Annotated in this window: 20 protein-coding genes; all 20 read left to right on the top strand. The window is 70.7% G+C overall.

What is annotated here, in order from left to right; translation table 11 throughout:
• Nucleotides 1–11 precede the first annotated feature (11 nt).
• Nucleotides 12–1,655, top strand: a complete 1,644-nt coding sequence (locus ACIP6U_RS11270) for an MFS transporter (protein ID WP_401715107.1) — start codon at nucleotides 12–14, stop codon at nucleotides 1,653–1,655.
• A gap of 110 nt (nucleotides 1,656–1,765) precedes the next feature.
• The gene (locus tag ACIP6U_RS11265) at nucleotides 1,766–3,628 is read left to right on the top strand and encodes a leucine-rich repeat domain-containing protein (protein WP_401715105.1); all 1,863 of its coding nucleotides are present in this window, start codon (nucleotides 1,766–1,768) and stop codon (nucleotides 3,626–3,628) included.
• A 125-nt stretch (nucleotides 3,629–3,753) separates the two neighbouring features.
• Nucleotides 3,754–3,993: a hypothetical protein gene (locus ACIP6U_RS11260; RefSeq protein ID WP_185146375.1), complete on the top strand. Its 240-nt coding sequence runs from the start codon at nucleotides 3,754–3,756 to the stop codon at nucleotides 3,991–3,993.
• A complete protein-coding gene (locus tag ACIP6U_RS11255; RefSeq protein WP_401715103.1) occupies nucleotides 3,993–4,370 on the top strand; it encodes a toxin Doc in 378 nt (125 codons plus the stop codon). The genes ACIP6U_RS11260 and ACIP6U_RS11255 overlap by 1 nt, the downstream gene beginning before the upstream one ends.
• A gap of 243 nt (nucleotides 4,371–4,613) precedes the next feature.
• The gene (locus tag ACIP6U_RS11250; RefSeq protein ID WP_401715101.1) at nucleotides 4,614–5,390 is read left to right on the top strand and encodes a LuxR C-terminal-related transcriptional regulator; all 777 of its coding nucleotides are present in this window, start codon (nucleotides 4,614–4,616) and stop codon (nucleotides 5,388–5,390) included.
• Between the two features lie 169 nt (nucleotides 5,391–5,559).
• Nucleotides 5,560–6,951, top strand: coding sequence for a DUF4157 domain-containing protein (locus ACIP6U_RS11245; protein WP_401715099.1), 1,392 nt, complete (start codon nucleotides 5,560–5,562; stop codon nucleotides 6,949–6,951).
• Nucleotides 6,952–7,060: 109 nt separating this feature from the next.
• Nucleotides 7,061–7,435 carry a hypothetical protein gene (locus ACIP6U_RS11240; protein WP_401715097.1) on the top strand — a complete coding sequence of 125 codons (375 nt, stop codon included), beginning with the start codon at nucleotides 7,061–7,063 and terminating at the stop codon, nucleotides 7,433–7,435.
• A 38-nt stretch (nucleotides 7,436–7,473) separates the two neighbouring features.
• Nucleotides 7,474–7,779, top strand: coding sequence for a hypothetical protein (locus tag ACIP6U_RS11235; protein ID WP_401715095.1), 306 nt, complete (start codon nucleotides 7,474–7,476; stop codon nucleotides 7,777–7,779).
• A 40-nt stretch (nucleotides 7,780–7,819) separates the two neighbouring features.
• Entirely contained in the window at nucleotides 7,820–9,763 is a 1,944-nt protein-coding gene (locus ACIP6U_RS11230) for a phage tail sheath family protein (protein ID WP_401715093.1), read from the top strand.
• 31 nt (nucleotides 9,764–9,794) lie between these two features.
• The gene (locus ACIP6U_RS11225; RefSeq protein WP_401715091.1) at nucleotides 9,795–10,295 is read left to right on the top strand and encodes a phage tail protein; all 501 of its coding nucleotides are present in this window, start codon (nucleotides 9,795–9,797) and stop codon (nucleotides 10,293–10,295) included.
• Nucleotides 10,296–10,305: 10 nt separating this feature from the next.
• The gene (locus ACIP6U_RS11220) at nucleotides 10,306–11,166 is read left to right on the top strand and encodes a hypothetical protein (protein ID WP_401715089.1); all 861 of its coding nucleotides are present in this window, start codon (nucleotides 10,306–10,308) and stop codon (nucleotides 11,164–11,166) included.
• A gap of 1,521 nt (nucleotides 11,167–12,687) precedes the next feature.
• Complete coding sequence (locus ACIP6U_RS11215) at nucleotides 12,688–13,524, top strand: DUF4255 domain-containing protein (protein ID WP_401715087.1); 837 nt, start codon at nucleotides 12,688–12,690, stop codon at nucleotides 13,522–13,524.
• 19 nt (nucleotides 13,525–13,543) lie between these two features.
• Entirely contained in the window at nucleotides 13,544–15,688 is a 2,145-nt protein-coding gene (locus tag ACIP6U_RS11210) for an ATP-binding protein (protein ID WP_401715085.1), read from the top strand.
• A complete protein-coding gene (locus ACIP6U_RS11205; RefSeq protein ID WP_401715083.1) occupies nucleotides 15,685–16,404 on the top strand; it encodes a hypothetical protein in 720 nt (239 codons plus the stop codon). The genes ACIP6U_RS11210 and ACIP6U_RS11205 overlap by 4 nt, the downstream gene beginning before the upstream one ends.
• A 6-nt stretch (nucleotides 16,405–16,410) precedes the next feature.
• Entirely contained in the window at nucleotides 16,411–16,971 is a 561-nt protein-coding gene (locus ACIP6U_RS11200; RefSeq protein WP_401715081.1) for a hypothetical protein, read from the top strand.
• 11 nt (nucleotides 16,972–16,982) lie between these two features.
• Nucleotides 16,983–18,086: a phage late control D family protein gene (locus ACIP6U_RS11195; protein ID WP_401715079.1), complete on the top strand. Its 1,104-nt coding sequence runs from the start codon at nucleotides 16,983–16,985 to the stop codon at nucleotides 18,084–18,086.
• The gene (locus ACIP6U_RS11190; RefSeq protein WP_401715077.1) at nucleotides 18,083–18,730 is read left to right on the top strand and encodes a phage baseplate assembly protein V; all 648 of its coding nucleotides are present in this window, start codon (nucleotides 18,083–18,085) and stop codon (nucleotides 18,728–18,730) included. Before ACIP6U_RS11195 ends, ACIP6U_RS11190 begins: the two co-directional genes overlap by 4 nt.
• A 3-nt stretch (nucleotides 18,731–18,733) precedes the next feature.
• A complete protein-coding gene (locus ACIP6U_RS11185) occupies nucleotides 18,734–19,240 on the top strand; it encodes a hypothetical protein (protein WP_401715075.1) in 507 nt (168 codons plus the stop codon).
• Nucleotides 19,241–19,252: 12 nt separating this feature from the next.
• Nucleotides 19,253–19,612 carry a GPW/gp25 family protein gene (locus ACIP6U_RS11180; protein ID WP_124003105.1) on the top strand — a complete coding sequence of 120 codons (360 nt, stop codon included), beginning with the start codon at nucleotides 19,253–19,255 and terminating at the stop codon, nucleotides 19,610–19,612.
• A gap of 10 nt (nucleotides 19,613–19,622) precedes the next feature.
• Entirely contained in the window at nucleotides 19,623–21,185 is a 1,563-nt protein-coding gene (locus ACIP6U_RS11175; RefSeq protein ID WP_401715072.1) for a baseplate J/gp47 family protein, read from the top strand.

The following is a 21,185-nucleotide window of genomic DNA, read 5'->3' as shown; positions in this document are numbered from 1 at the left end:
GGAGGAGCACCATGAGCGCCACCACGCCGACCGGGAGCCCCGCGCCGACCGTCTCCGCTTGGGCGCCGCTGGCCCAACCGGTGTTCCGGGCCCTGTGGATCGCGCAGTTCGTGTCGAACATCGGCACGTGGATGCAGACCGTCGGCGCGCAGTGGCTGCTGGTCGGGCACGGGGCGACGCTGGTCACGCTGGTGCAGACGGCGTCCAGTCTGCCCATCGTGCTGCTGGCGCTGCCCTCGGGCGTGCTCGCCGACCGGTTCGACCGGCGCGGGCTGCTGCTGGTGGCGCAGTTCGCGATGTTCGCCGTGTCGGTCGTGCTGACGGTGCTGGCCTTCGCGGACGCGCTGTCGCCCGCGCCGCTGCTCGCCCTGACCTTCCTGCTCGGCTGCGGGACCGCTCTGATGGGGCCGTCGTGGCAGGCGATCCAACCGGAGCTGGTGGATCGCGAGCAGCTCGGGCAGGCGTCCGCGCTGGGCGCGGTGAACATGAACCTCGCCCGTGCGGTGGGCCCGGCACTCGGCGGTGTCGTGGTCGCCGCGGCCGGTGCGGGCTGGGTGTTCGGCTTCAACGCGGTGTCGTTCCTCGGCATCGCCGCCGTACTGCTGGTGTGGCGGCGGCCGAAGACCACTGTGCCCACCGCTGAACGGGAACGGCTCCTGACCGCGCTCTACGCGGGCCGGCGCTACGTGTGGAACGCCCCCGGCGTCCGGCGCGTGCTGCTGCGGACGGCCCTGTTCATCCCCGGTGCCGCCGCCCTCTGGTCGCTGTTGCCACTGATCGCGGCCGACTCCCTGGGCATGGGGTCCGGCGGGTACGGGCTGTTGCTCGGCGCGGTCGGGGTCGGCGCGGTGGCGGGTGCGTTCGCGCTGCCGTGGCTTCGCCAACGCCTCGGTATCAACGGCGTGTTGGCCGCCGGTGCCGTCATGTTCGCCCTGGTCCTTGCGGTCCTCGCCACCGTGCACGTCACCTGGTTGGCGATCCTCGTGCTGCTGCCCGCGGGGCTCGCCTGGATCGGCGTCCTGTCCACGCTCAACGCGGCGATCCAGACGCGACTGCCCGGCTGGGTCCGGGCGCGCGGACTCGCCGTCTATCTGCTGGTCTTCCAGGGCGGTCAGGCGCTCGCCGCTCCGCTGTGGGGTGCGCTGGTGCAGTGGGTGGGGCTGACCGCGGCCCTGCTCACGGGGACCGTGGTGATGCTGCTGAGCGCGCTCACCCTGCTGCGCTGGAAGCTGTACGGCATGGAGGGCATCGACCCCACGCTCTCCGACCACTGGCCCACCCCGCCCCTGGTCTTCGTACCCGGTCCGCTGGACGGCCCGGTGCTGGTCTCCGTCGTCTACCGGGTCTCGCCCGACGACTGCTCCGCGTTCCTCGACGCCATGGACGACGTCGCCCGCTCCAGGCGCCGGACCGGCGCCCTCACCTGGGGCCTGTTCCAGGACGGCAACGAACCCGGCCGCTTCATCGAGAACTACCTCGTCGGTTCCTGGGGCGAGCACCTGGCCCAGCACCACAGTCGCCTCACGGCCACCGACCGCCGCTTCGAGGACCGCGCCCGCGCCCTGCTCCTGCCCGGCACGACCCCCGAGGTGACCCACGCCTTCGACGCGTCCGTCGGACCGACCGTGCCCAGGCCGGAGAGTGCTGCCTCCTGACCCGCCTCGCTGCTGACCGGCGTGGTGGGTGGCGCAGGTTGCCGTCTCTCGGTTCGGGGCCGGCGTTCGGGTCGAGCCGGTGTCGGACCCGACCCCCAGAGTTCCCTGGCATGACTCCGAACGACGATGCCGTCGCCGCCCAACTCGACGCACTGCGCGGCCTGTTGGACACCGCCTCGCCCGCCCGGGCCCGCAGGGCCGTCCGCGAGCTGGTGGTGATCCCCGACGACGGCGCGGCACTGGAACTGGCCGCCCGGTTCGGCAGGATCGCTGCATTCCCCTCGGAGCCGCTGCTCCGGCTCTGGCCTCAGGCCGCCGACCCCGACGGCTTCTGCGCGGCCCTGCTGGCGCCGGCCCTCACCCGCGAGGGCCGGAGCGAACTGCGACTGCGCCGCATGTCCTCGCTGCCCGGCTTACGCCACCTGACCATGCTCCGCAAGCTCCACATCGACAAGTGCAAGGAGATCACCGACCTCACGGAGGTGGGCGCGCTCACCGGCCTGACCGACCTCGACCTCAACGGCTGCGCGGGAGTCGAGGACCTCACCCCGCTCGGCACTCTGACCGAGCTGACCCGTCTCAACCTGCACCGGTGCCGGGCCGTCGCGGACACCACCGCCCTGCTCACCCTGGGGCGGCTGCGCGAGCTGGACCTGAGCATGACCAAGGTCCACTCCACCGCCGGTTTCGGCGCGGCCTTCCCCCTCCTGGAGCGCCTGACGCTGCGCGGCTGCCGGGCCTTCAAGGACACCGGCCACCTGGCCGGACTGGCCCGGCTCGCCGATCTCGACCTCGGCTGGACCGGCAACCGTGATCTGCGGGGCCTGCGCGGTGTGCCCGCGCTCACCGCACTGGACCTGCGCAGCTGCGGACAGCTGCGCAACCTGACCGGCATCGACGCCGTGCCGAACCTGACCGAGCTGACCCTCGCCGACTGCCCCCGGCTGGAAACCGTCGACGGGCTCGGCGCCCACCCCCGGCTGACGAGATTCCTGGTCACCGGCAGCCCTGCCCTGCGCGATCTGCGCGGGGTGCCCGCGCTGACGAACCTGACCCGACTGATCGTGGCCGACAGCGAAAAGCTCACGTCACTGGCGGGCGTCGGACCCCTGCGATCCCTGGAGTTCGTCTACGTCTCCGCCTGCCCGGCCCTGGTGGACTACTCCGAACTCGCGCGCCTTCCGTCCCTGGCACGCCTCAACCTCCGTGGCGCTCCGCTGCTGCGTGACCTCACGCCCATCGCGGCGCTGTCCGGATTGCGGGAGCTCACCCTCATGGAGTGCGACGGCCTGGTCGACCTCACCGGCCTCGGTGTCCACCCGCAGCTGACCGAGTGGGAGATCCGGTCCTGCCGTAACCTGCGCACCATCGGGCACCTCGACGGACTGCCGGCACTGCGCGAGCTGGAGTTCTCGGGCTGCCCGTCCCTCGCCGACCTCGACGACCTCGGAGACCTGCCGTCGCTCACCGAGGTGACCGTGCTGGACTGCCCCGCGCTCACGGACGTCAGCGGCCTGGCCGGTGCCGCCCGACTCGACGAAGTGGGCTTCTACCGCGTGGCCGCCCTGACCTCGCTGCGTGCCCTGGAGGCGTGCCCCGCGCTGCGCAAGCTCCACATGGCGAGCTGCCCGCTGGTCGAAGACATCCCCGGTGGCTCACTCAGCACGCTCCGCGTCCAGGGCGTGGACTGGACGGACCTGTCCCGCCTGGCCGGCCACAAGCCGCTCCGGGTCCTGGACATCCAGTCCATGCCGGAGCTGGTCGACATCAGTGCCCTGTCCGGCCTCACCGAACTCACCGAGATCCGCTTCGGTCTCAGTCACCAGCTCAAGGACGCCCGTCCCCTCCTCGACCTGCCGTCCCTCGAGCGGGTCACCATGACCTCCCGCATGCGCATGGACGAGCACTACGGCAATCCCGACCCCGTCATGGTCGAACTGGAGGCACGGGGAGTGACCGTGGCCCGCAGCTAGGTGGGTCCGTGGCTCGTCCAGCGAGTGGGTCCACGGCTCGTCCGGCGAGTGGGTCTATCTCTTGTCCGGCGACGGCTTCCGCTCCGACGGTCGCATGACTGGCACCAAGTAGGTACCATCGCCGTATGCCCTCACTGAACGTGTCCTTCACCGACGAGGAACTCGAAGGCGTGCGCGCTGCCGCGGCGGCCGAAGGCAAGAGCCTCAAGCAGTACCTCCACGACCTCGGCGTCCGCGAGATGCAGCGCAGGCAGTTCGTCGCGGGCGCGGGGGCGTGGGCCGACCGGTTGCGCGAGGAGTTCGACGACGCCTTCCCGGACGAGGTGCCGCCCGCCGAGCGTGCCGACGGAGCCGCTGCCGCCTGATGCACCTGAACATCGACGTCTCCTGGCTCCTCGACGTCCAGGAGTCCGCCCTCGGGCATGAGGACATGTCCGTCACCGACTACTCCGCCCTGGTGGCGGCCATCGCCAGGCACCGGACCAAGCTCCCCACTCTCGAAGCCGCCGACCCGGACGCGGCCTGGCGCGCCGCCGCTCTCATGCACACGATCGTCCGCCTGGAGCCGCTCCCGCACCGCAACAGCCTGTACGCCGCGTTCGTCGCGGCCCAGTACATGGCCCAGTCCGGCGAAGGCATCGACCCGCCCTACGGCGCGCTGTCCGAACTCGTGCGGAAGATCCGCGACACGCGGGTCCGCGTGCCCGCGGTCGCCGATCAGCTGCGTGCCTGGAAGGTCTGACGGCATATTCCCCCGGCTCTTTCCCCGGTCCGTTCCGGTCACCGGAACGCGCCGTGACAGCCGGGTTCGCGCGGAGCAGCCTGGTGGGCCAACAGGGCGCGCGCCGGGCGAACGCAGGTCCGCACCGCCGGGCGGGCGCCGGTACTCATCGGGGGATGCAGCCGTATGGACCGTATGGATGGTGTGGACGTCGAAGTGAACAGAGGGGCGCCAGGGGGACCGGGGGCACCGGGGATCCGGGTGGTGGTGATCTCGCCGGTCCGGATCTATCTGCAGGGCCTGGCTCAACTGCTGGACGGCGAGGACGGGTTACAGCTGGTGGGTACGGCGCCCGACGTGGGTGCCGCGCAGTCGCTGCTGGCCGGGGCGGACGTCGACGTCATTCTGCTCGACACGACGGGGGACATGGCCGGCGAGGCGGGTCTCGACGCGCTGTACCGGCTGGGTGAGAGCACCGCGGTGCCGTGTGTGGTGCTCGGCATCTCCGACCGGGCCGCGGACGTGGTGGCGTACGCGGAGGCGGGCATCGCCGGATACGTCACCAACGAGAACTCCTTCACGGATCTGGTCGACACGCTCCGGTCCGCGACCCGGGGCGAGTTCAGCTGCCAGGCCGGTGTCGCCGCTGGACTCGTCGGGCGGCTGGCCGCGCTGGCCAGGGTCCACCGGGGCGTGCGGGCGCCCAAGCTCACCTCCCGCGAACTGCAGATCGTCGCGCTGATCGAGTCCGGGCACGCCAACAAGGAGATCGCGCGGCTGCTGCACATCCAGCTGACCACCGTGAAGAACCACGTGCACAACGTCCTGGAGAAACTGGGCGTGGGCAGCCGGAACGAGGTCGCCGCCGCGGTGCGCGGATTCCGGATGACCTTGCCCGCACCGCCCCTGTCCGCACCGCCCCTGTCAGCAACGGCCCTGCCTGTAGCGGCCGTTGGCGCGGGGACCGGATCCCGTACCGGTCCCTATCCGGATCCCGTGGATTCATTCGCGCGCGAAAGGGTCCCCGCACAATCGCCCTGATGCCCCCTCTGCGTGGAGGTGCCAGGTGCTCGAGCGTTCCGCGAAAGGCGCACAGGGACAGGACCGGTCCCCGCCGGGCAGGGCTGCGGCCTCCGCCTCGCGGGCACGGACGACCTCGCCACCGGGCCACATCCTGCGGAGCCTCGGGAACGGAGCTCTCGCGGAAGGTGTGGACCTGTCCGCTTCCACCGAGGCACCGCCGCACGAGATGGTCACCGGGGCGCCCGCGCACCAGGTGGCCGCCGCCTTCCACCGGCACGGCCCCGCGGCCGCCGCGGCCGCGGTCCGTGGGGCCCGCGCGGCCGGCAGTCCGCTGCCGGCCGAGATCGCGTCCCGGGCGAGTGCGCACTTCGGTCTGCCCCTCGGGCAGGTACGCCTGCACGACGACGCCTTCGCGCATCAGGCGGCGGCGGGCGTGCGGGCCAACGCGTTCACGGTGGGCGACCATGTCTTCTTCGGCGCGGGCCAGTTGGAGACCGGCACGTCCGCCGGACGGTTCCGGATGCTGCACGAGATCGCCCACACCCTTCAGCAACGCCGGCCGGGCGCCGCCGCCGATACCGAAGCCCTGGAACGGGACGCGGACCGGGTCACGGTGGCCGGCGCGGCGGCGGTGCAGGACATGCTCGGCACGGGCCAGGTGCTGCTGCGGGAGCCGACGTATCCCCGTCGTGCCACCTCGACCCAGATGCTGCGGGAAGCCGACCGGGTCCTCGGACAGGCCAGGAACGAGGAAGCCACCGACCCGACGCTGCGCATGTGGTCACGCGTCACGTCGAACTTCGAACCCGATGTGACCTGCGGTGTGCTCGCCCGCCGGGTGTGGACCTCCGTCTTCCTGCGGCACTTCACCGAGCCCGAGCAGCGGCCGGGCGTGGAGAGCGCCCACCCGCGCTACCTCTACTCCCGCGACTACGGCTGGATCGACGGACAGCACTTCTTCGCCTTCATCGACTTCGCCGAGGGCCAGGTCAGGGCCGCGGGCAACCGACAGGGCGGCCTCGACCGGGCGACCGCGCAGGGCTCGGAGATCGAACGCAGCCAGCAGAAGGTGAAGGACAAGGTTCTCCTCGGAGCGCCGCCGGCCACCGACGTGACCCGGCTGATGCAGGTCCGCGGCCCGCAGACCGGGCTGTTCGTCCTGCCACGGGCCGCCGCCGGAACCGCCACCCAGCTCGGCGCCAACCTCCTGGCGTGGCAGACCCTCACCGGCGCCCAGTCCGACCTCTTCGACCAGCTGGACCCCGTACAGCGCTCGAAGTTCTGGACCGACAGCGCCAAGTCCGCCTGGAGCTACGAGGACATCGTGTCCAACCAGCTCGGCACCCGCTTCTTCCTGGAGCACGGCGCGGCCATCAACGCCCTGCCCGCCGCCGCCCGGCCGGCGGAGTTCACCGCGCGGCTGGCCGCCTTCTTCCAGGCCATCAAGGTCGTCGACGACCAGGCCGTCCTGGACGGCGTCGCGCGCAACCTGCCCGGCCAGGAGCGCTACAAGCCGCCGACCACGGACGAGGCGAAGGCGCGGCAACTGCACCCCGAGCTGTTCACCCTGCCCCGGTGATCCGGCGAAGGATCCGGATCCCGGGCCGGTCCCTTTGTGGGCCCGGGGGATTCATGTCAACGGCCGCGCACTTCAGCAGAGTTGTCCTTACCGGAAGCGGTGCACACCGATGGACCCGATTCGAGTTCTCGTCGCGGACATGGTCGCTCTCGACCGCGACATCGTGGCGCGCATCGCCGCACAACCGCAGGACATGACGATCGTGGGCAGCGCCCGCGGAGCGGCCGAGGCCGCCACCGCACTCGACGCCCGCGGGGCCGACGTCCTGGTGACGTCCGCGTCCGGCACCGGATCGCTGGGCGCCTGCCTGGCGTTGATGTGGACCCACCCGCGCCTGGCCGTCGTGGTCGTGGACCCGGCGGACCCACTGGGTCTGGTCCGGGTCGGCCGGCTCGCCGAACAGGTGCGAGGGGCGGGGGCTCCGTGGTCGGAGTACCTGCTGGACGCGATCCGCTCGGCGGCGGACGCGGCGCGAGAGGACTGAGGGGCGCTGTTCGAAGGCGGCCCCGGGAGGAGGAGCACATGACCGTACGGATCAGGAGCCTGCTCACGTCGGGCCCGATCATGGTCTCGCTGAACAGCGGACGCACCGTCCGGCTGTCGCCCGGGCGGTGGTCGGCCGAGCTGCGCGACGCCGAGCTGGCGGACAACGCCAAGGTCGACCGGCTGAGCCGGCGCGGCGACATCGAGGTGGAGCGGAGCGACGAGGAGTCCGGGGCCTCCGCGGCCCGAGAAGACTCCGCCGCGCAGGAGGCGCCCGCCGCCCAGGACGACACCGGCGCGAGCAAGGGCCCGCGCACCCGGAAACGTACCGACTCCACCGGATGACCGTGCGCACCCCAGGCTTCGATTCGTAGAGGAGACGATCATGCCGACCCTGAGTTATCCGGGTGTCTACGTCCAGGAGGTGTCCGGCGGAGTGAGGCCGCTGGACACGGCCAGCACGTCCACCGCCGCGTTCGTCGGACTGAGTGAGATGGGTCCGGACACCGGCGCGGGACTGATCACCAACTGGACCGACTTCCAGCGCGTCTACGGCTCGTTCATCACGGACAGCTACCTCGCCCACGGCGTGTTCCAGTACTTCGGCAACGGCGGCCGCCAGTGCTACATCGTGCGCGTCACCCGCACCGACGCCAAGGTCGCCAGTGTCACCGTGCACAACCGTGCCGCCCAGCCGGCGGCGGGACTCACCTTCTCGGCGAAGAACAAGGGCGAGTGGGGCAACACGCTGCTCCTCCAGATCGAGGACGGCACACTCGACCCCGGCAACCTGTTCAAGCTGACGGTCCGCCGGCAGACCGATCCCACCTTTGTGCCGGACAGCCCGCAGGACCTGCCGGCGCTGGAGGTCTTCGACAACCTCAGCATCGACCCCGCCTCGCCCGCCTACGTCGTCAGTGTCGTCGGACAGGCCTCCGGGCTGATCGACGTCGAGGTCCTCGCGGCCAACAACGGCACCCAACAGGGCGTCCACCGGGGCGGGTTGGGCCCGACCCTGCCGCTGGACACCGACCTCGCCTTCCAGATCTCCCTCGACGGCGACGGCTTCCAGCCGGTCACGCTGGCCACGGGAGCGGGCACGGCCACCGCGCTCAGCGACGTGGCCGCCGCGATAGAGACCGCGGTGCACGCCCTGCACAAGAGGAAAGCGTCCACCGACGCCGCGGCGTTCACCGGTTTCGCCTGCACCACGGAGACCGTGGGCACGAAGTCCCGGCTCGTGCTGAAATCCGGTACGAACACGGCCACTTCGTCCGTACGGATACAGCCCGCGGCGGCGCACGACGCCACCACGCTGCTCAGGATCGGGGCCGCCGCGGGCGGACGCTCCGAGGACGGCATCGCGCTACGACGCCCGGCCGCCGTCCAGTTGCTGCAGATCGGCGACTCGGGGATCGCCGCGCCCGTCACGGCGGCCACCCGTGGCTCCGACGGCGACGCGGACATCACCGAGACCTCGTTCAGCGACGCGTTCTCCCGGCTGGACCACGTCACCGACTTCAGCCTGCTGGCCGTACCGGGGGAGTCCAGCCCCGCGATGGCCGACCTGGGGATGGCCTACTGTGCCAACCGCCCACTCCAGGACGTCTTCTACATCGCCGAGACCGGCCGGGACGACGACACCGTCGCCGACGCGACGACCTTCCGCAACAAGCTGACCACCTCCAACTCCTACGGTGCGCTGTACTTCCCGTGGGTCAAGTCCCTCGACCCCGCGGGCGGTTCGGCCGATCCGGTCCTTCTGCCTCCCTCCGGTTCGATCGCCGGCCTCTACGCCCGCATCGACGCCTCACGCGGAGTCTGGAAGGCGCCGGCCGGCACCGAGGCAGGGCTGAACGGAGTCGTCGGCCTCGGCGCGGAGCTGAGCGATGTCGACCACGGCAACCTCAACCCCCGGGGCGTCGACGTCATCCGGCGCTTCCCCGGAGTCGGCGTGGTGGCGTTCGGCGCCCGCACGATCTCCGCGGACCCGCAATGGCGCTACGTCCCGGTGCGCAGGACCGCGATCATGCTGCGGGTCAGCATCTACAACGGCATCCAGTGGGCCGTGTTCGAACCCAACGACGAGCCGCTGTGGTCCCAACTGAGGCTGTCCATCGGCTCCTTCATGACGACCCTGTTCCGCCAGGGGGCGTTCCAGGGCGCCACCCCCTCGCAGGCCTTCTTCGTCAAGTGCGACGCGGAGACGACCACGCAGGCCGACATCGACGCCGGGGTGGTCAACGTGCTCGTCGGCTTCGCACCCCTGAAGCCGGCCGAGTTCGTCGTCGTGAAGATCAGCCAGCAGGCGGGCCTGGCGTCCGGGTAACGGCGGACGAACTACAAAAGGAGCAGGGCCGATGCCCAAGTTCACTGTCAACAGCACCCGGTTCGACCCCTACCTGGGATTCAGGTTCAAGATCAAGATCGACGGCCAGTACGTGGCCGGCCTCAACAAGTGCAGCCCGCTGAAGCGCACCACGGAGGTCACCTCCTGGTACGAGGGCGGCGACGCCAGCGGCCCCCACCAGATACCGGGGAAGACCCAGCACGCCCAGATCACGCTGGAGGCCGGTGTCACCCACGACACCACCTTCGAGGACTGGGCGAACAAGGTGAACAACTTCCAGGGCGACGCCGCGATGTCCCTGGCCACCTTCCGCAAGGACATCGCCATCGAGGTCTACAACCTCGGCGGCCAGAAGGTCCTCGCCTACAACGTCTACCGCTGCTGGGTCTCCGAGTACCAGGCGCTGCCCGAGCTCGACGCGGGCGGCAACGCGGTGATGATCAGCTCGATCAAGCTCGAGAACGAAGGCTGGGCCCGGGACACCTCGGTGACCGAGCTCAAGGAGACCTGAGAGGTTCCCCATGGGCGTGCTTCCGGGCGGCTACTGGGACTCCGCCGGACGACTGCACCGAGAGTTCGAACTCGCGACCCTGACCGGCCGCGAGGAGGAGCTGCTGGCCGGCGCTCGCTCGCCGCACACGGCGGCGTTCGTCACCGAGGTGCTCAGCCGGTGCGTGGCCCGACTGGGCGACATCAGCCCGGTGCCGCCGGAGGTGACCCGCCAACTGCTGGTCGCCGACCGCCAGTTCCTGCTGCTGCACCTGCGCAGGGCCACCTTCGGCGACCGGGTCGGGGCGAGCCTGATCTGCCCCTGGCCGGAGTGCGGTCGACGGGTCTCGATCGAGTTCTCCGTCGACAGCGTGCCGGTCGAGGAGGCCCGGGATCGCGCACCGACCCACACGATGACCACCTCCGACGGCACGGAGGTCACCTTCCGACTGCCCACCGGCGCCGACCAGGAGGAACTCTCGGCCCACCTGGCGGTCAACGAGGCCGAGACGCTCACCGGACTGCTGGCCCGCTGCGTGCTGCGGATGGGCCCGCAGGGCGACCCACCGGACCGTGAGTCGGTGGCCGCGCTGCCGGCGGCCGTCAGGGCCGAGATCGAGGAGGCCATGCGGGAGAGGGCCCCCTCGGTCGAACAGACCCTGGAGGCCGAGTGCGCCGAGTGCGGCCGGACCTTCCTCGCGCCCTTCGACGTCCACCGCTTCTTCTTCGGCGAACTGCGCACCGACGCCACCGCGCTGTACCAGGAAGTCCACTACCTGGCCTATCACTACCACTGGAGCGAGACCGAGATCATGGCCATGACCCGCGACAGACGGCACACGTACATCGACGTGCTCGCCGACGCGATCGAGGTGCTCAACAGTGGCACGTGACGGTTACGCCCACGCGGTACTGGCCGACGGCGCCCGCCCCTACCACCACCGCGCTGGCGTCCGCGCCCTGCTGGGCGCGGCCGAGGACACGGGCGTACGGGTCAGCTTCGCACCGGCGGTGCGGGGGCGTTCCTTTCGCTACGTCCGCGAGTATCAGGGCGATACGGCGGCGCCGTCGGGGTGGGACGACGTGCTGGCGGAGGTGGCGGCCGAGGCGGGGACCGGCGGGCGGGGGCGGCTGACTCGTCCTGCAACTCAACTGGCGCCTGGCACAAGGCCGGTTGAGGGGCTTGCGCTTGAAGAGAGTGCGGCTGACACGCGTGCAGCGCATGGTGCGTCCAGCGCCGCGCGTCCGCCACGACCACATGACGCCGAGCCGCAAGCGGTCGCCGACAGCTATGCGCGCGCGGTGCTGGTCGACGGGGCTCAGCCCTACCTCCACCGTTCCGGTGCGCGCGCCCTGCTCGGGGTGGCCGAGGACACGGGTGTCCGGACGAGCTTCACGACGGCTGGGCGGGGGCGTTCTTTCCGCTACGTCCATGAGGGCGAGGACAGTTCGACGGCGCCGTCGGGCTGGGACGACGTCCTGGCGCAGACGGAGGCCGTCAGGACGACCGAGGTTCAGCCCCGTGAGCCGGAGCCGAGCGAGACAGTTGCGGCCGCCGTCACGCCGGTCATAGTCGACATGGTTGTGCCGGGCGGTCGGACGAGGGCGGCGACTACCGCGGTGGTACGGCGTCCTGAACCCGTAGCTGACTCGGGGCCGCTGTCCTCCGGGCCGGCCAAGCCTCGCCGGACGGAGGAGCCGACCGCGAGCCGCCCCGCGAAGGCGTCGGACACAGCAACTCGGCCTGTGACTGAAGTCCCCGTATCCGAGGGTGTGTTGGCGGAGGGCGCCACGGAGAGAGAGTCGGCGAACGCAGTGCGGAACGCTCCGGCACGGGTACTTCGCGGCGAGCTACCGACCGTGTCTCTGCCCGTGTCCAAGGCCATGCCTGCAACCGTGGCCAAGCTCGCGCCCGCGACTGAGCTCGCGCCTGCGCCCATGGCCGCGTCCAACTCCCGGCCTGCGTCTGACCTCACATCGAGTCCTGACTCCACGCCCAGTCCGACGCCCCACGCCGCCCCTCACCCCACCGCTCGCCACACCCCCGCAGCGCCCGCCCCTACCCGTTCCCGGACCCTCCCCACCGCCCGACCGATGGCGCACCCAGAGACGATCGACACCTCACCCGAACCTGACCCCGCCGACCCGTTCACCCCCTTACTTGCCTCTCCCACCTCTCCCCGCCGGCACATCACCCCGCCCTACCGCCGGAGCGCACCTCCACCGACCGCCGCGCCCACACCCCCGCAGCGGCAGCCCGCCGAACCCGCCCCCACCGCGCCCCAGGCCTCGGCACCCACCCGAACTCCCGTCCCACCGCAGGTCGTTGTGGTCCGGGCCCCCGCCGAGCCGTCGGGCGAGGCCGCCTTCTGGGAGCGTCGGCATCTCGGGCGGTTCCTGAACGGGGTCGTGCGATGAGTGCCTCCACCGCGCTCGGCATGGTCAGCGCGTCGCTGCGGAACCTCCTGGTCGGCGAGATGCGGCTCAGCCCCGCGCCCGACGTCACGATCCTCGCGCCGGACGAGCAGAGCAGCACGCGCCGGATCAACCTGTTCCTCTACAAGCTGGCCGAGAACCCGTTCCTGAAGAACCAGGACTTCACCGTCCAACCGGGCAGCCCCAACCAACTCGTGCCGGCGCCCCTGTCGTTGACCATGTCCTACCTGCTGACTCCGTACGCGCCCAACGACCCGCAAGAGGGCAACGCGGCCGCGCACCAGCTCCTCGGCGAGGCGATGCGGGTGTTCTACGAGAACGCCGTCGTCCCGTCCGTCTACCTGGACCCGGGCCTCGCCGATGCCCGCGAGCGGCTCCAGATCGCCGGCAACGCCCTCGACCCTGAGGAACTCAGCCGGATCTGGAGTACCTTCTCGCAGCCGTTCCGCCTGTCCGTGCTCTACCAGGTCTCCACCGTGCAGCTCGACCGACTCCCGGCCGCCCGGCAGCCGTTGGCCAACCGCGTGCGGCAGGTCGGCGTCGACGTCGGGGCGCCGTTCGACCCGCCCGCGGTCACCGCCATGACCCCGGCCGCGGGCCCCGCCGGCACCACGCTCACCTTCACCGGCGTCCATCTCGCCCGATGGCGGGGCCGGGTGCGGATCGGTGACCGAGCGGTGCTGCCGGGACAACAGCTGACCGGCGACACCTTCACCGCCGTAGTACCCGACGACCTGCTCCCCGGCTTCTACGAGGTGCGGGTGGACGTCGTCAGCCTCTACCGGCGCACCTTCCTCTACGAGGTGACCCCATGACCCTCTACGAGGTGACCCCATGACGGCCTACCAGGACACCTTCGAGCACCTCACGGACGAACTGCGCCGTCTCGACCTGCTGATCGCGCTGCGGCTGGAGACGGCCGCGCTTCAGAACGAGGCGTTCCCGCACTCCCAGGTGGACCGGACCGTGTACATCACCCGGCAGGAGGTCGACCGGCTGCTCGCCGAAGGCCTCGACACCGGCATCAGCTCCGGCACGGCGGCCAACCTGGTCGCTCTGAAGGTGCTCTCCGCCGAGATCGAGGACAGGGTCCGGGAGAGCGCACACGAAGGTGTCGAACCGCCGCTGGTCGCCCTCGGTCGACTCTTCGGGCTGTCGCCGACGGAGTTGGGTGCCGTACTCATCTGTCTCGCGCCCGAACTGCGCCGCAAGTACGACCGGTTGTACGCCTACCTCCAGGACGACATCACCCGCCGCAGGCCCAGCGTCGACCTGATCCTGGAGCTGCTCTGCACGAGCGAGCGGGAGCGCTGGATCGCCGGCAGCCTCTTCCTGGCCGACGCGCCGCTGCTGCGCTACGGCATTCTGCGGACCGTCGACGACCCGCTGAGTCCGTCCGGCTCGTCCGGGCTGGCCCGGTTCCTGGTGCTGGATCCGCGGATCCGCCAGTACCTGCTGGGCTCCGGCGAGTCCGATGCCCGGCTCGTCGGTCATATCGGCTTGTACGAGCCGACCGATCCGATCGAGCACGAGGTGGCCGATCCCGAACTCGCCGACCGACTGCTGCGGTTGGCTGTCCATCATCTGACCCCCGGCCGACCGCCGCTGGTCTGCCACCTCCACGGCCCGGACGACGACGGTCAGTTCGACCTGCTCCGGCTCACGAGTCGCCGCCTCGACCTCCCGTTCGTCAGCGCCGATGCCAGGACCTTGGTCGGCCCCGACGGCGCGAACCTGGTGCGACTGGCTTTCCGTGAAGGCCTGTTGAGGGATGCGGCCGTGCATCTCGCGCATGTGGACGTCCTGTTGGGCGAGGAGAACAGGGCACTGCTCGCCGCGCTCGCCGACGCCGTCGCCGACTTCGGACTCCCGGTCTTCCTCACCAGTACCTCGCCGTGGAGGGCGGGGGCGACGGAGCTGCCGGTGCACTCCATGGACGTACCGCTGCCGGACCTGTCCCGCAGTACCGCGCTCTGGCAGGACGTCCTCGGTGCCCACGCCGGACAAGAAGCCGACTGGGCCGCCGAGTTGGCCGGGCGGTACCGGCTGCCGGCCGCGCGGATCCGGGCCGCCGTCCGGCTGGCCGACAACCGGCGGCTGATGGAGCCCGTGCCACGGGAGCTGACCCTGGCCGATCTGACCGCGGCCTGCCGCAGCGAGTCCCAGCACTCGCTCGGCCCGGCAGCCACCAAGGTGCGCACCCGCTGCGGCTGGGACGACCTGGTGCTGCCCGCCGACCGCGTCACCCAGCTCCGGGAGATCTGCGACCAGGTCCGCTATCGCCAACAGGTGCTGCACACCTGGGGGTTCGGCACCCGTCTCGGCTACGGAACCGGTCTCAGCGTGCTCTTCAGCGGGCCGCCCGGTACCGGCAAGACGATGGCCGCCGAGGTGCTCGCGCACGAACTCGACGTCGACCTCTACAAGATCGACCTGTCCGGGGTGGTCAGCAAGTACATCGGCGAGACGGAGAAGAACCTCGCGCGGATCTTCGCCGAGGCGAGCTCCGGCAACGCCATCCTCTTCTTCGACGAGGCCGACGCGCTGTTCGGCAAGCGCACCGAGGTGTCGGACGCGCACGACCGGTACGCCAACATCGAGACGAGCTATCTGCTCCAGCGGATCGAGGAGTACGAGGGCGTCGTCGTCCTCGCCACCAACCTGCGGCAGAACATCGACGACGCCTTCACCCGGCGGATCCGCTTCGTCGTGGAGTTCCCCTTTCCCGAGGCGGACGACCGGCGGCGGATCTGGCAGACGCTGTTCCCGCCCGGGGCGCCGCTGGCGGCGGACGTCGATCCGGCCCGGCTGGCCCGGGAGTTCGCGGTGACCGGCGCGAACATCAAGAACATCGTGCTGCAGGCGGCGTTCCTGGCCGCGGCCGAGGGGACCGCCATCGGGCGGCCGCACATCCTGCGGGGGACCCGCAGGGAGTTCGAGAAGATCGGCAAGCTCTGGGCCGAGGTGGGGGAGTCATGACCGACGGTTTTCCGAACAAGCCCAGGATCCTGCGGGGCGCCTTCGTGGAGTTCGGGCTGAGCGTGCCACCGCTGACGGTGGTGTTCCAGTTCAACCCCGTACAGCTGACCCGCAATCACGCGCTGACGTTCTCGTTCCCCGGAGTGCCCGGCCCGGCCCCGGCAGGCGACGCGCCGGCCGCCGCGCCGCAACGCACCCTGCGGCAGTGCCGCGGTGAGTTCTCCGACCTGCTGGAACTGCAGCGGCAGCAACTGGTGAACGTGCAGGACCAGACCATCGCGTTCGACCTGCGGCTGGACGCCACCGACAAGCTCGACGACCGCGACACGGTGACCGAGCAGTTCGGCATCGCCCCACAGATCTCCACGCTCGAACTGATGGTGTACCCGAAGGACGAGAGCCTGCTCGGCCGGGCCGGGGACGCCCTGCTCGGCAAGTCCGCGGGCTTCAGCTTCGCCAGGAGCCCCAACCCGCCGATGATCCTCTTCATCTTCGGCCGCAAGCGGGTGCTCCCGGTGAACATCAACGCGATGAACATCACCGAGACGGAGTTCAGCGCCGACCTCAACCCGGTGCGGGCCACGGTGTCGGTGAACCTGACCGTCATCGAGGGCAACAGCGTGCCGTACCTGTACTCCAAGGCCATGGTCGAGGCGATGTCGGCGCTCAACGTCGCCAACAGCACCGACGCCGCCAACGTCGTGGTCCCGGGGTGACGCGGCATGTTCGACAAGCTCTCCCGTTATCTGGAAGTGCCGGACATCGCGGTCGTCGACGCCCGGGGCAGGGTCGTGGCGGCCAAGGACGTCCGGCCCCTGCCCGAGGTGACCGGCACCTTCACCCACACCGTCGACAGCGGCGACCGGCTGGACCAACTGGCCTTCGCCTACTACCGCCAGCCGCTCCAGTACTGGCACATCTGCGACGCCAACCCCGCGTTCCTCTCGCCCCTCGACCTGCTGGACGGCGGACCGCTGGTGACCCACCGCTTCCCCCTCTCCGTGCGCCAGGGCACACCGCCCTGGGCCGCCCTGATCAGCGAACTGTCCCGGACGGTGGGCGTGGACGAGGTGACCGTGGTCGACGACGTGAGCGCCGTTCCGCAGCCGGGCGGCGGGGTGGTGGAGCGGGTCGACCGGGCGGTCCTGGTGACCCACGCGCGGGCGAGTGTCGACGCCCAGGCGCTGTCCGAGGTGATCAGGTCGACCGGATTCGGTGTCGGCCTCCCGGTGGAGCAGGGGCGGCTCGGGCGGCCGGTCGTCGTTCCTCCGCAGGTGGGTTGAGGGGGCGGGCCATGCAGAACGACCACCTGCTGATCGAGATCGACGGTGCCGAGGCCTCCGACCTCAAGTGCGACCTGATCGGTCTCGACATCGAACTCGACGAGGAACTGGCCGGCATGTTCCGGATGACCCTGGCGCTGCGGCTGCGGGCCGACGGCTCGTGGACCCACCTGGACGACGGGCGGTTCGCGCTGTGGCGGAAGGTCGCCGTGACCGCCGGGCTCAAGGACGACGCCCGCAAGCTGCTGACCGCGTACATCACGCACGTACGACCGGAGTTCGGCCCCGGCATGGAGCAGTGCCGGCTGGAGGTGTGGGGGATGGACGGCAGCGTGCTGATGGACCGGACGGACGTGCTCAAGGCCTGGCCGAACATGAAGGACAGCGACATCGCCGCCCTGGTCTTCCAGCAGGCCGAACTCACCCCGCGGGTGGCCGACACCACGATCGTGCACAACGAGGAGATCTCCACGATCGTCCAGCGCGAGACCGACATCCGGTTCCTCAAGCGGCTGGCCCTGCGCAACGGTTACGAGTGCTTCGTGGAGGGCGGCACCGGATACTTCCGGCCGCCCGACCTCGGCCCGCCCGCACAGGCCCCGCTCAACGTCCACGCCGGCGCCCGGACCAACGTCAACAAGTTCAGCCTCGAGGTCAACGCGCTCGCCCCGGCGGACGTGACCATGAACGCGCTCGACCACGCCACCGGCACCCCGCTGGAAGCCGTGTCGCGCCCGGGCCACGAACCGGCCCTCGGCGCCCGCCGCCCAGCGGACGTGCTGCCCCCGCGCATGAAACCCGGCCAGGTGCGCGTCGCCCGGACCGTGGCCACCGGCGCCCACGAGATGGAGTCGATCTGCCAGGCCCTGCACGACCGGGGCGAGTGGTTCGTCAGCGGAGAGGGCGAGGTGGCCGCCAACCAGTACGGCTCCGTGCTCCTGCCGCGCCGAACCGTCGTCATCAACGGCGTCGGCGCGACCCACAGCGGCACCTACTACGTCACCCATGTCACCCACCGCTTCCGGGAGAACAGCTACAACCAGCACTTCCGGGTCAAGCGCAACGCCCTGACGGCGACCCGCGCCGGCCTCGGCATCCCGGCAGGTGTGCGATGACCCTGGAACTGGAACGGGTCGTCGCCGACCTCGCGGACAAGGTCGAGCGCCGCTTCTACGGCAAGTACCGGGGCATCGTGCGCGACAACGAGGACCCCTCCCGGCTCGGCCGGCTCAAGGTCAGCGTGCCCAGCGTGCTGGGCCCGGACGTCGTCACCGGCTGGGCCACCCCGTGCGCGCCCTTCGGCGGCGCGCCCGACCAGGGATTCCTCTTCGTGCCGGAGCGGGACGCCGGGGTGTGGGTGGAGTTCGAGGAGGGCGACCCGGAGTTCCCGATCTGGGTCGGCACCTACTGGACGGCACCGGACGCGGCCGGCCAGCTGCCCAAGCCGAACGACGACGACGGCACCGAGCAGTCCGAGGTCCAGAAACCGCCCACCCGGAAGATCATCAAGACCCGCAAGGGACACACCCTCCAGTTCGAGGACCGCGACGGAGCGGAGTCCGTGCTCCTCCGGGAGGGCGGCAAGGGCCACCTGATCACCCTGACCCAGGACGGCATCCGGATCACCGACGCCACCGGCAACGCGATCGAGATGACGGACAGGGCGATGACCCTGCACGCCGCCGTGCCGTTCACCATCGACGCCCCGGGCCAGCCCGTGCGGATCGTCTGCGACACCGTCGACTTCAAGAAGGGCTGAGCCATGGGACAACTCCTCGTCGTCAAGGGCGATCCGGTCACGGGCACCGACCAGCACCACGTCGAAGGCCTGGGGCCCATCCCGGGCCCCCCGCCCTCCACCGCCAAGTACGTCGGCATCGGCGACTACGCCTACAAGGGTTCGGTCACCGAGGCGCTCAGCACCTTCGTCACGATCGCCGGTACGCCCGTGGCCCTGGTGACCAGCAGGAGCGGGCTCGATCCCGGCGAGGACGCGCCGGGCGGCGGCCATGCCGGTCCGTCGGGCGGCAAGTTCGTGCCAGGCGAGGGCACCATCGCCGCGGTACCCACGCCGGCCTCTCTTCAGATCACCGACAAGCCCCTGGGCACCGGCGTGCCCAACAGCGCGGCGGGCAACGCCCTGCTCACGGTCGGCGGGGTCCGGGTGCTGCTGGACGGCGACGCGATCGACACGTGCAGCGGCCTCGGCAAACCCGCCGACTCGACGGTCGCCGCGCACGGCCAGGACTTCGTGACGTGTTCCGGGTGAGGGAGGAAGCACATGGCGACGGGATTCGGATTCCCGCTCGGCGTCGACGCCTCGGGGGCGATCCGGCCCGACGGGGAGGACGCCGAACTGCGCGGCAAGGTGGTCCAGGTGCTGTTCACCGCACCGGGGGAGCGGGTGAACCAACCCGAGTTCGGCTGCGGGCTGTTCAACCTCGTCTTCGATCCCACGAACACGATCATGGCCGCGGCCGTGGAGTTCTCCGTCAGCTCGGCGCTCACCCGCTGGCTGGGGGACCTCCTGGTGGTCGGCGGGGTGGACGTCCGCTCCGACGACGAGGCACTGACCGTGGAAGTGGCCTACGTACGACGCAAGGACCTGGCTCCCCAGGCACTCCGCGTCCACTTCAGGTAAGGGCGACGTGATGGCGGAAATAGCGCAGGTGAACGGCCAGCCGGTCATCGACTACATGGCCCGTGACTACGAGAGCCTGCTCCAGGCCATGCGCGACCAGATCCCGCACAAGCTCTCGCAGTGGACGGACTTCACCAACGAGGCCGACTTCGGGAACGTGCTGCTGCAACTGTTCGCGCACATCGGCGACATCCTCAGCTACTACCAGGACCGGGTGGCCAACGAGAGCTTCCTGGGTACCGCGCAGACCCGCCGCAGCGTCATCGACCACCTGCGGCTGATCGGCTACGAACTGGGCACCGCGGCGCCGGCCGCCGCCGCCCTGACGGTGTCCGTACCGGGCTCGGTCGGCGAGGTGGTCACGATCGTCAAGGGCGACGCGTTCGCCACCAGGAGCCAGAAGGACCGGCCCAGCGTGCGGTTCGAGTACGCCGGCGACTCGCCCCTGACCATCGACTTCGGCGCGCTCACGGCGGATACGACCACCGGCCGCAAGACGTTCACCGGACTGCCCGTGCAGGAGGGCCGGCTCATCGAGGACGAGGTGCTCGGCACCTCCGACGGAACCGCGAACCAGCGCTTCCCCCTGGCCCACCCGGGGGCCCTGCTCGACCGCCTGTCGGCACCACAACTCACCGGCCAGGACGTCCTGTTGCTGACGACCCTGTCCGGAACGGTGGACGCGTGGACCCGGCGCGAGACCCTCGCGTTCAGCCAGTCGGGACAGGACGACTACGTCATCGAGGTCGACGAGAACGACCGGGCCACGGTCGTCTTCGGCGACGGCACCTTCGGCTCGGTGCCCCGCCAGGGGGCGCAGATCACCGCGACCTACCGCGTCGGCGGCGGCTCGGCCGGCAACGTGCCCGCCGGAGCGATCACCACGATCGCCGACACCCCTCAACTCGCCCTGCTGGGCGCCCAGATCACCAACCCGCTGCCCGCCACCGGCGGTGCCGAACGCGAGGACATCACCCACGCCGTACGGCAGGCACCGGCCGTCTTCCGCTCCCTGCGACGCGCGGTCACCGCACCCGACTTCGAGGCACTGGCCCTCAGTCACAAGGGAGTCGGCAAAGTGCGCGCCGCTGCCACGGGCTGGAACGAGGTGACCCTCTACGTCGCACCCGAGGGCGGCGGCAAGGTCAGTGACGTCCTGGCGGCAAGCCTCACCGCCTACTTCGAGGACAAACGGATGCTCAGCCAGATCGTCGAGATCGCCGACGTGGACTACGTCCCGATCTTCGTCACGGCCGAGATCTCGGTGGAGAGCTTCTACGTGCCCGCCGACGTGGTGGCCGCGGTGCAGCGGGCGGCGGCCGGCCTGCTGGCCTTCGACCGGGTCGACTTCAGCCAGAGCGTGTACCTGAGCCGCTTCTACGACGTCAGCCAGAGCGTGCCGGGCGTGGTCTTCGTCAACATCACGGAGTTCCGCCGCGGCGACCGGCCGACCCCGGCCGTCGAACCGCACGGCACGATCACCCTCGGTCCCAACGAGGTGCCGGTCGTGCCCACCGAGACCGACTACGCGTCCGGCCTGAAGGTCGTCCTCATCGGCCAGGCGGGGGGCTGA

This window comes from Streptomyces sp. NPDC088794 (assembly GCF_044750545.1).
Taxonomy (GTDB): Bacteria; Actinomycetota; Actinomycetes; order Streptomycetales; family Streptomycetaceae; genus Streptomyces.
The sequence above is the reverse complement of the archived record's forward strand: the minus strand, read 5'-3'. Positions and strand labels throughout refer to the sequence as shown.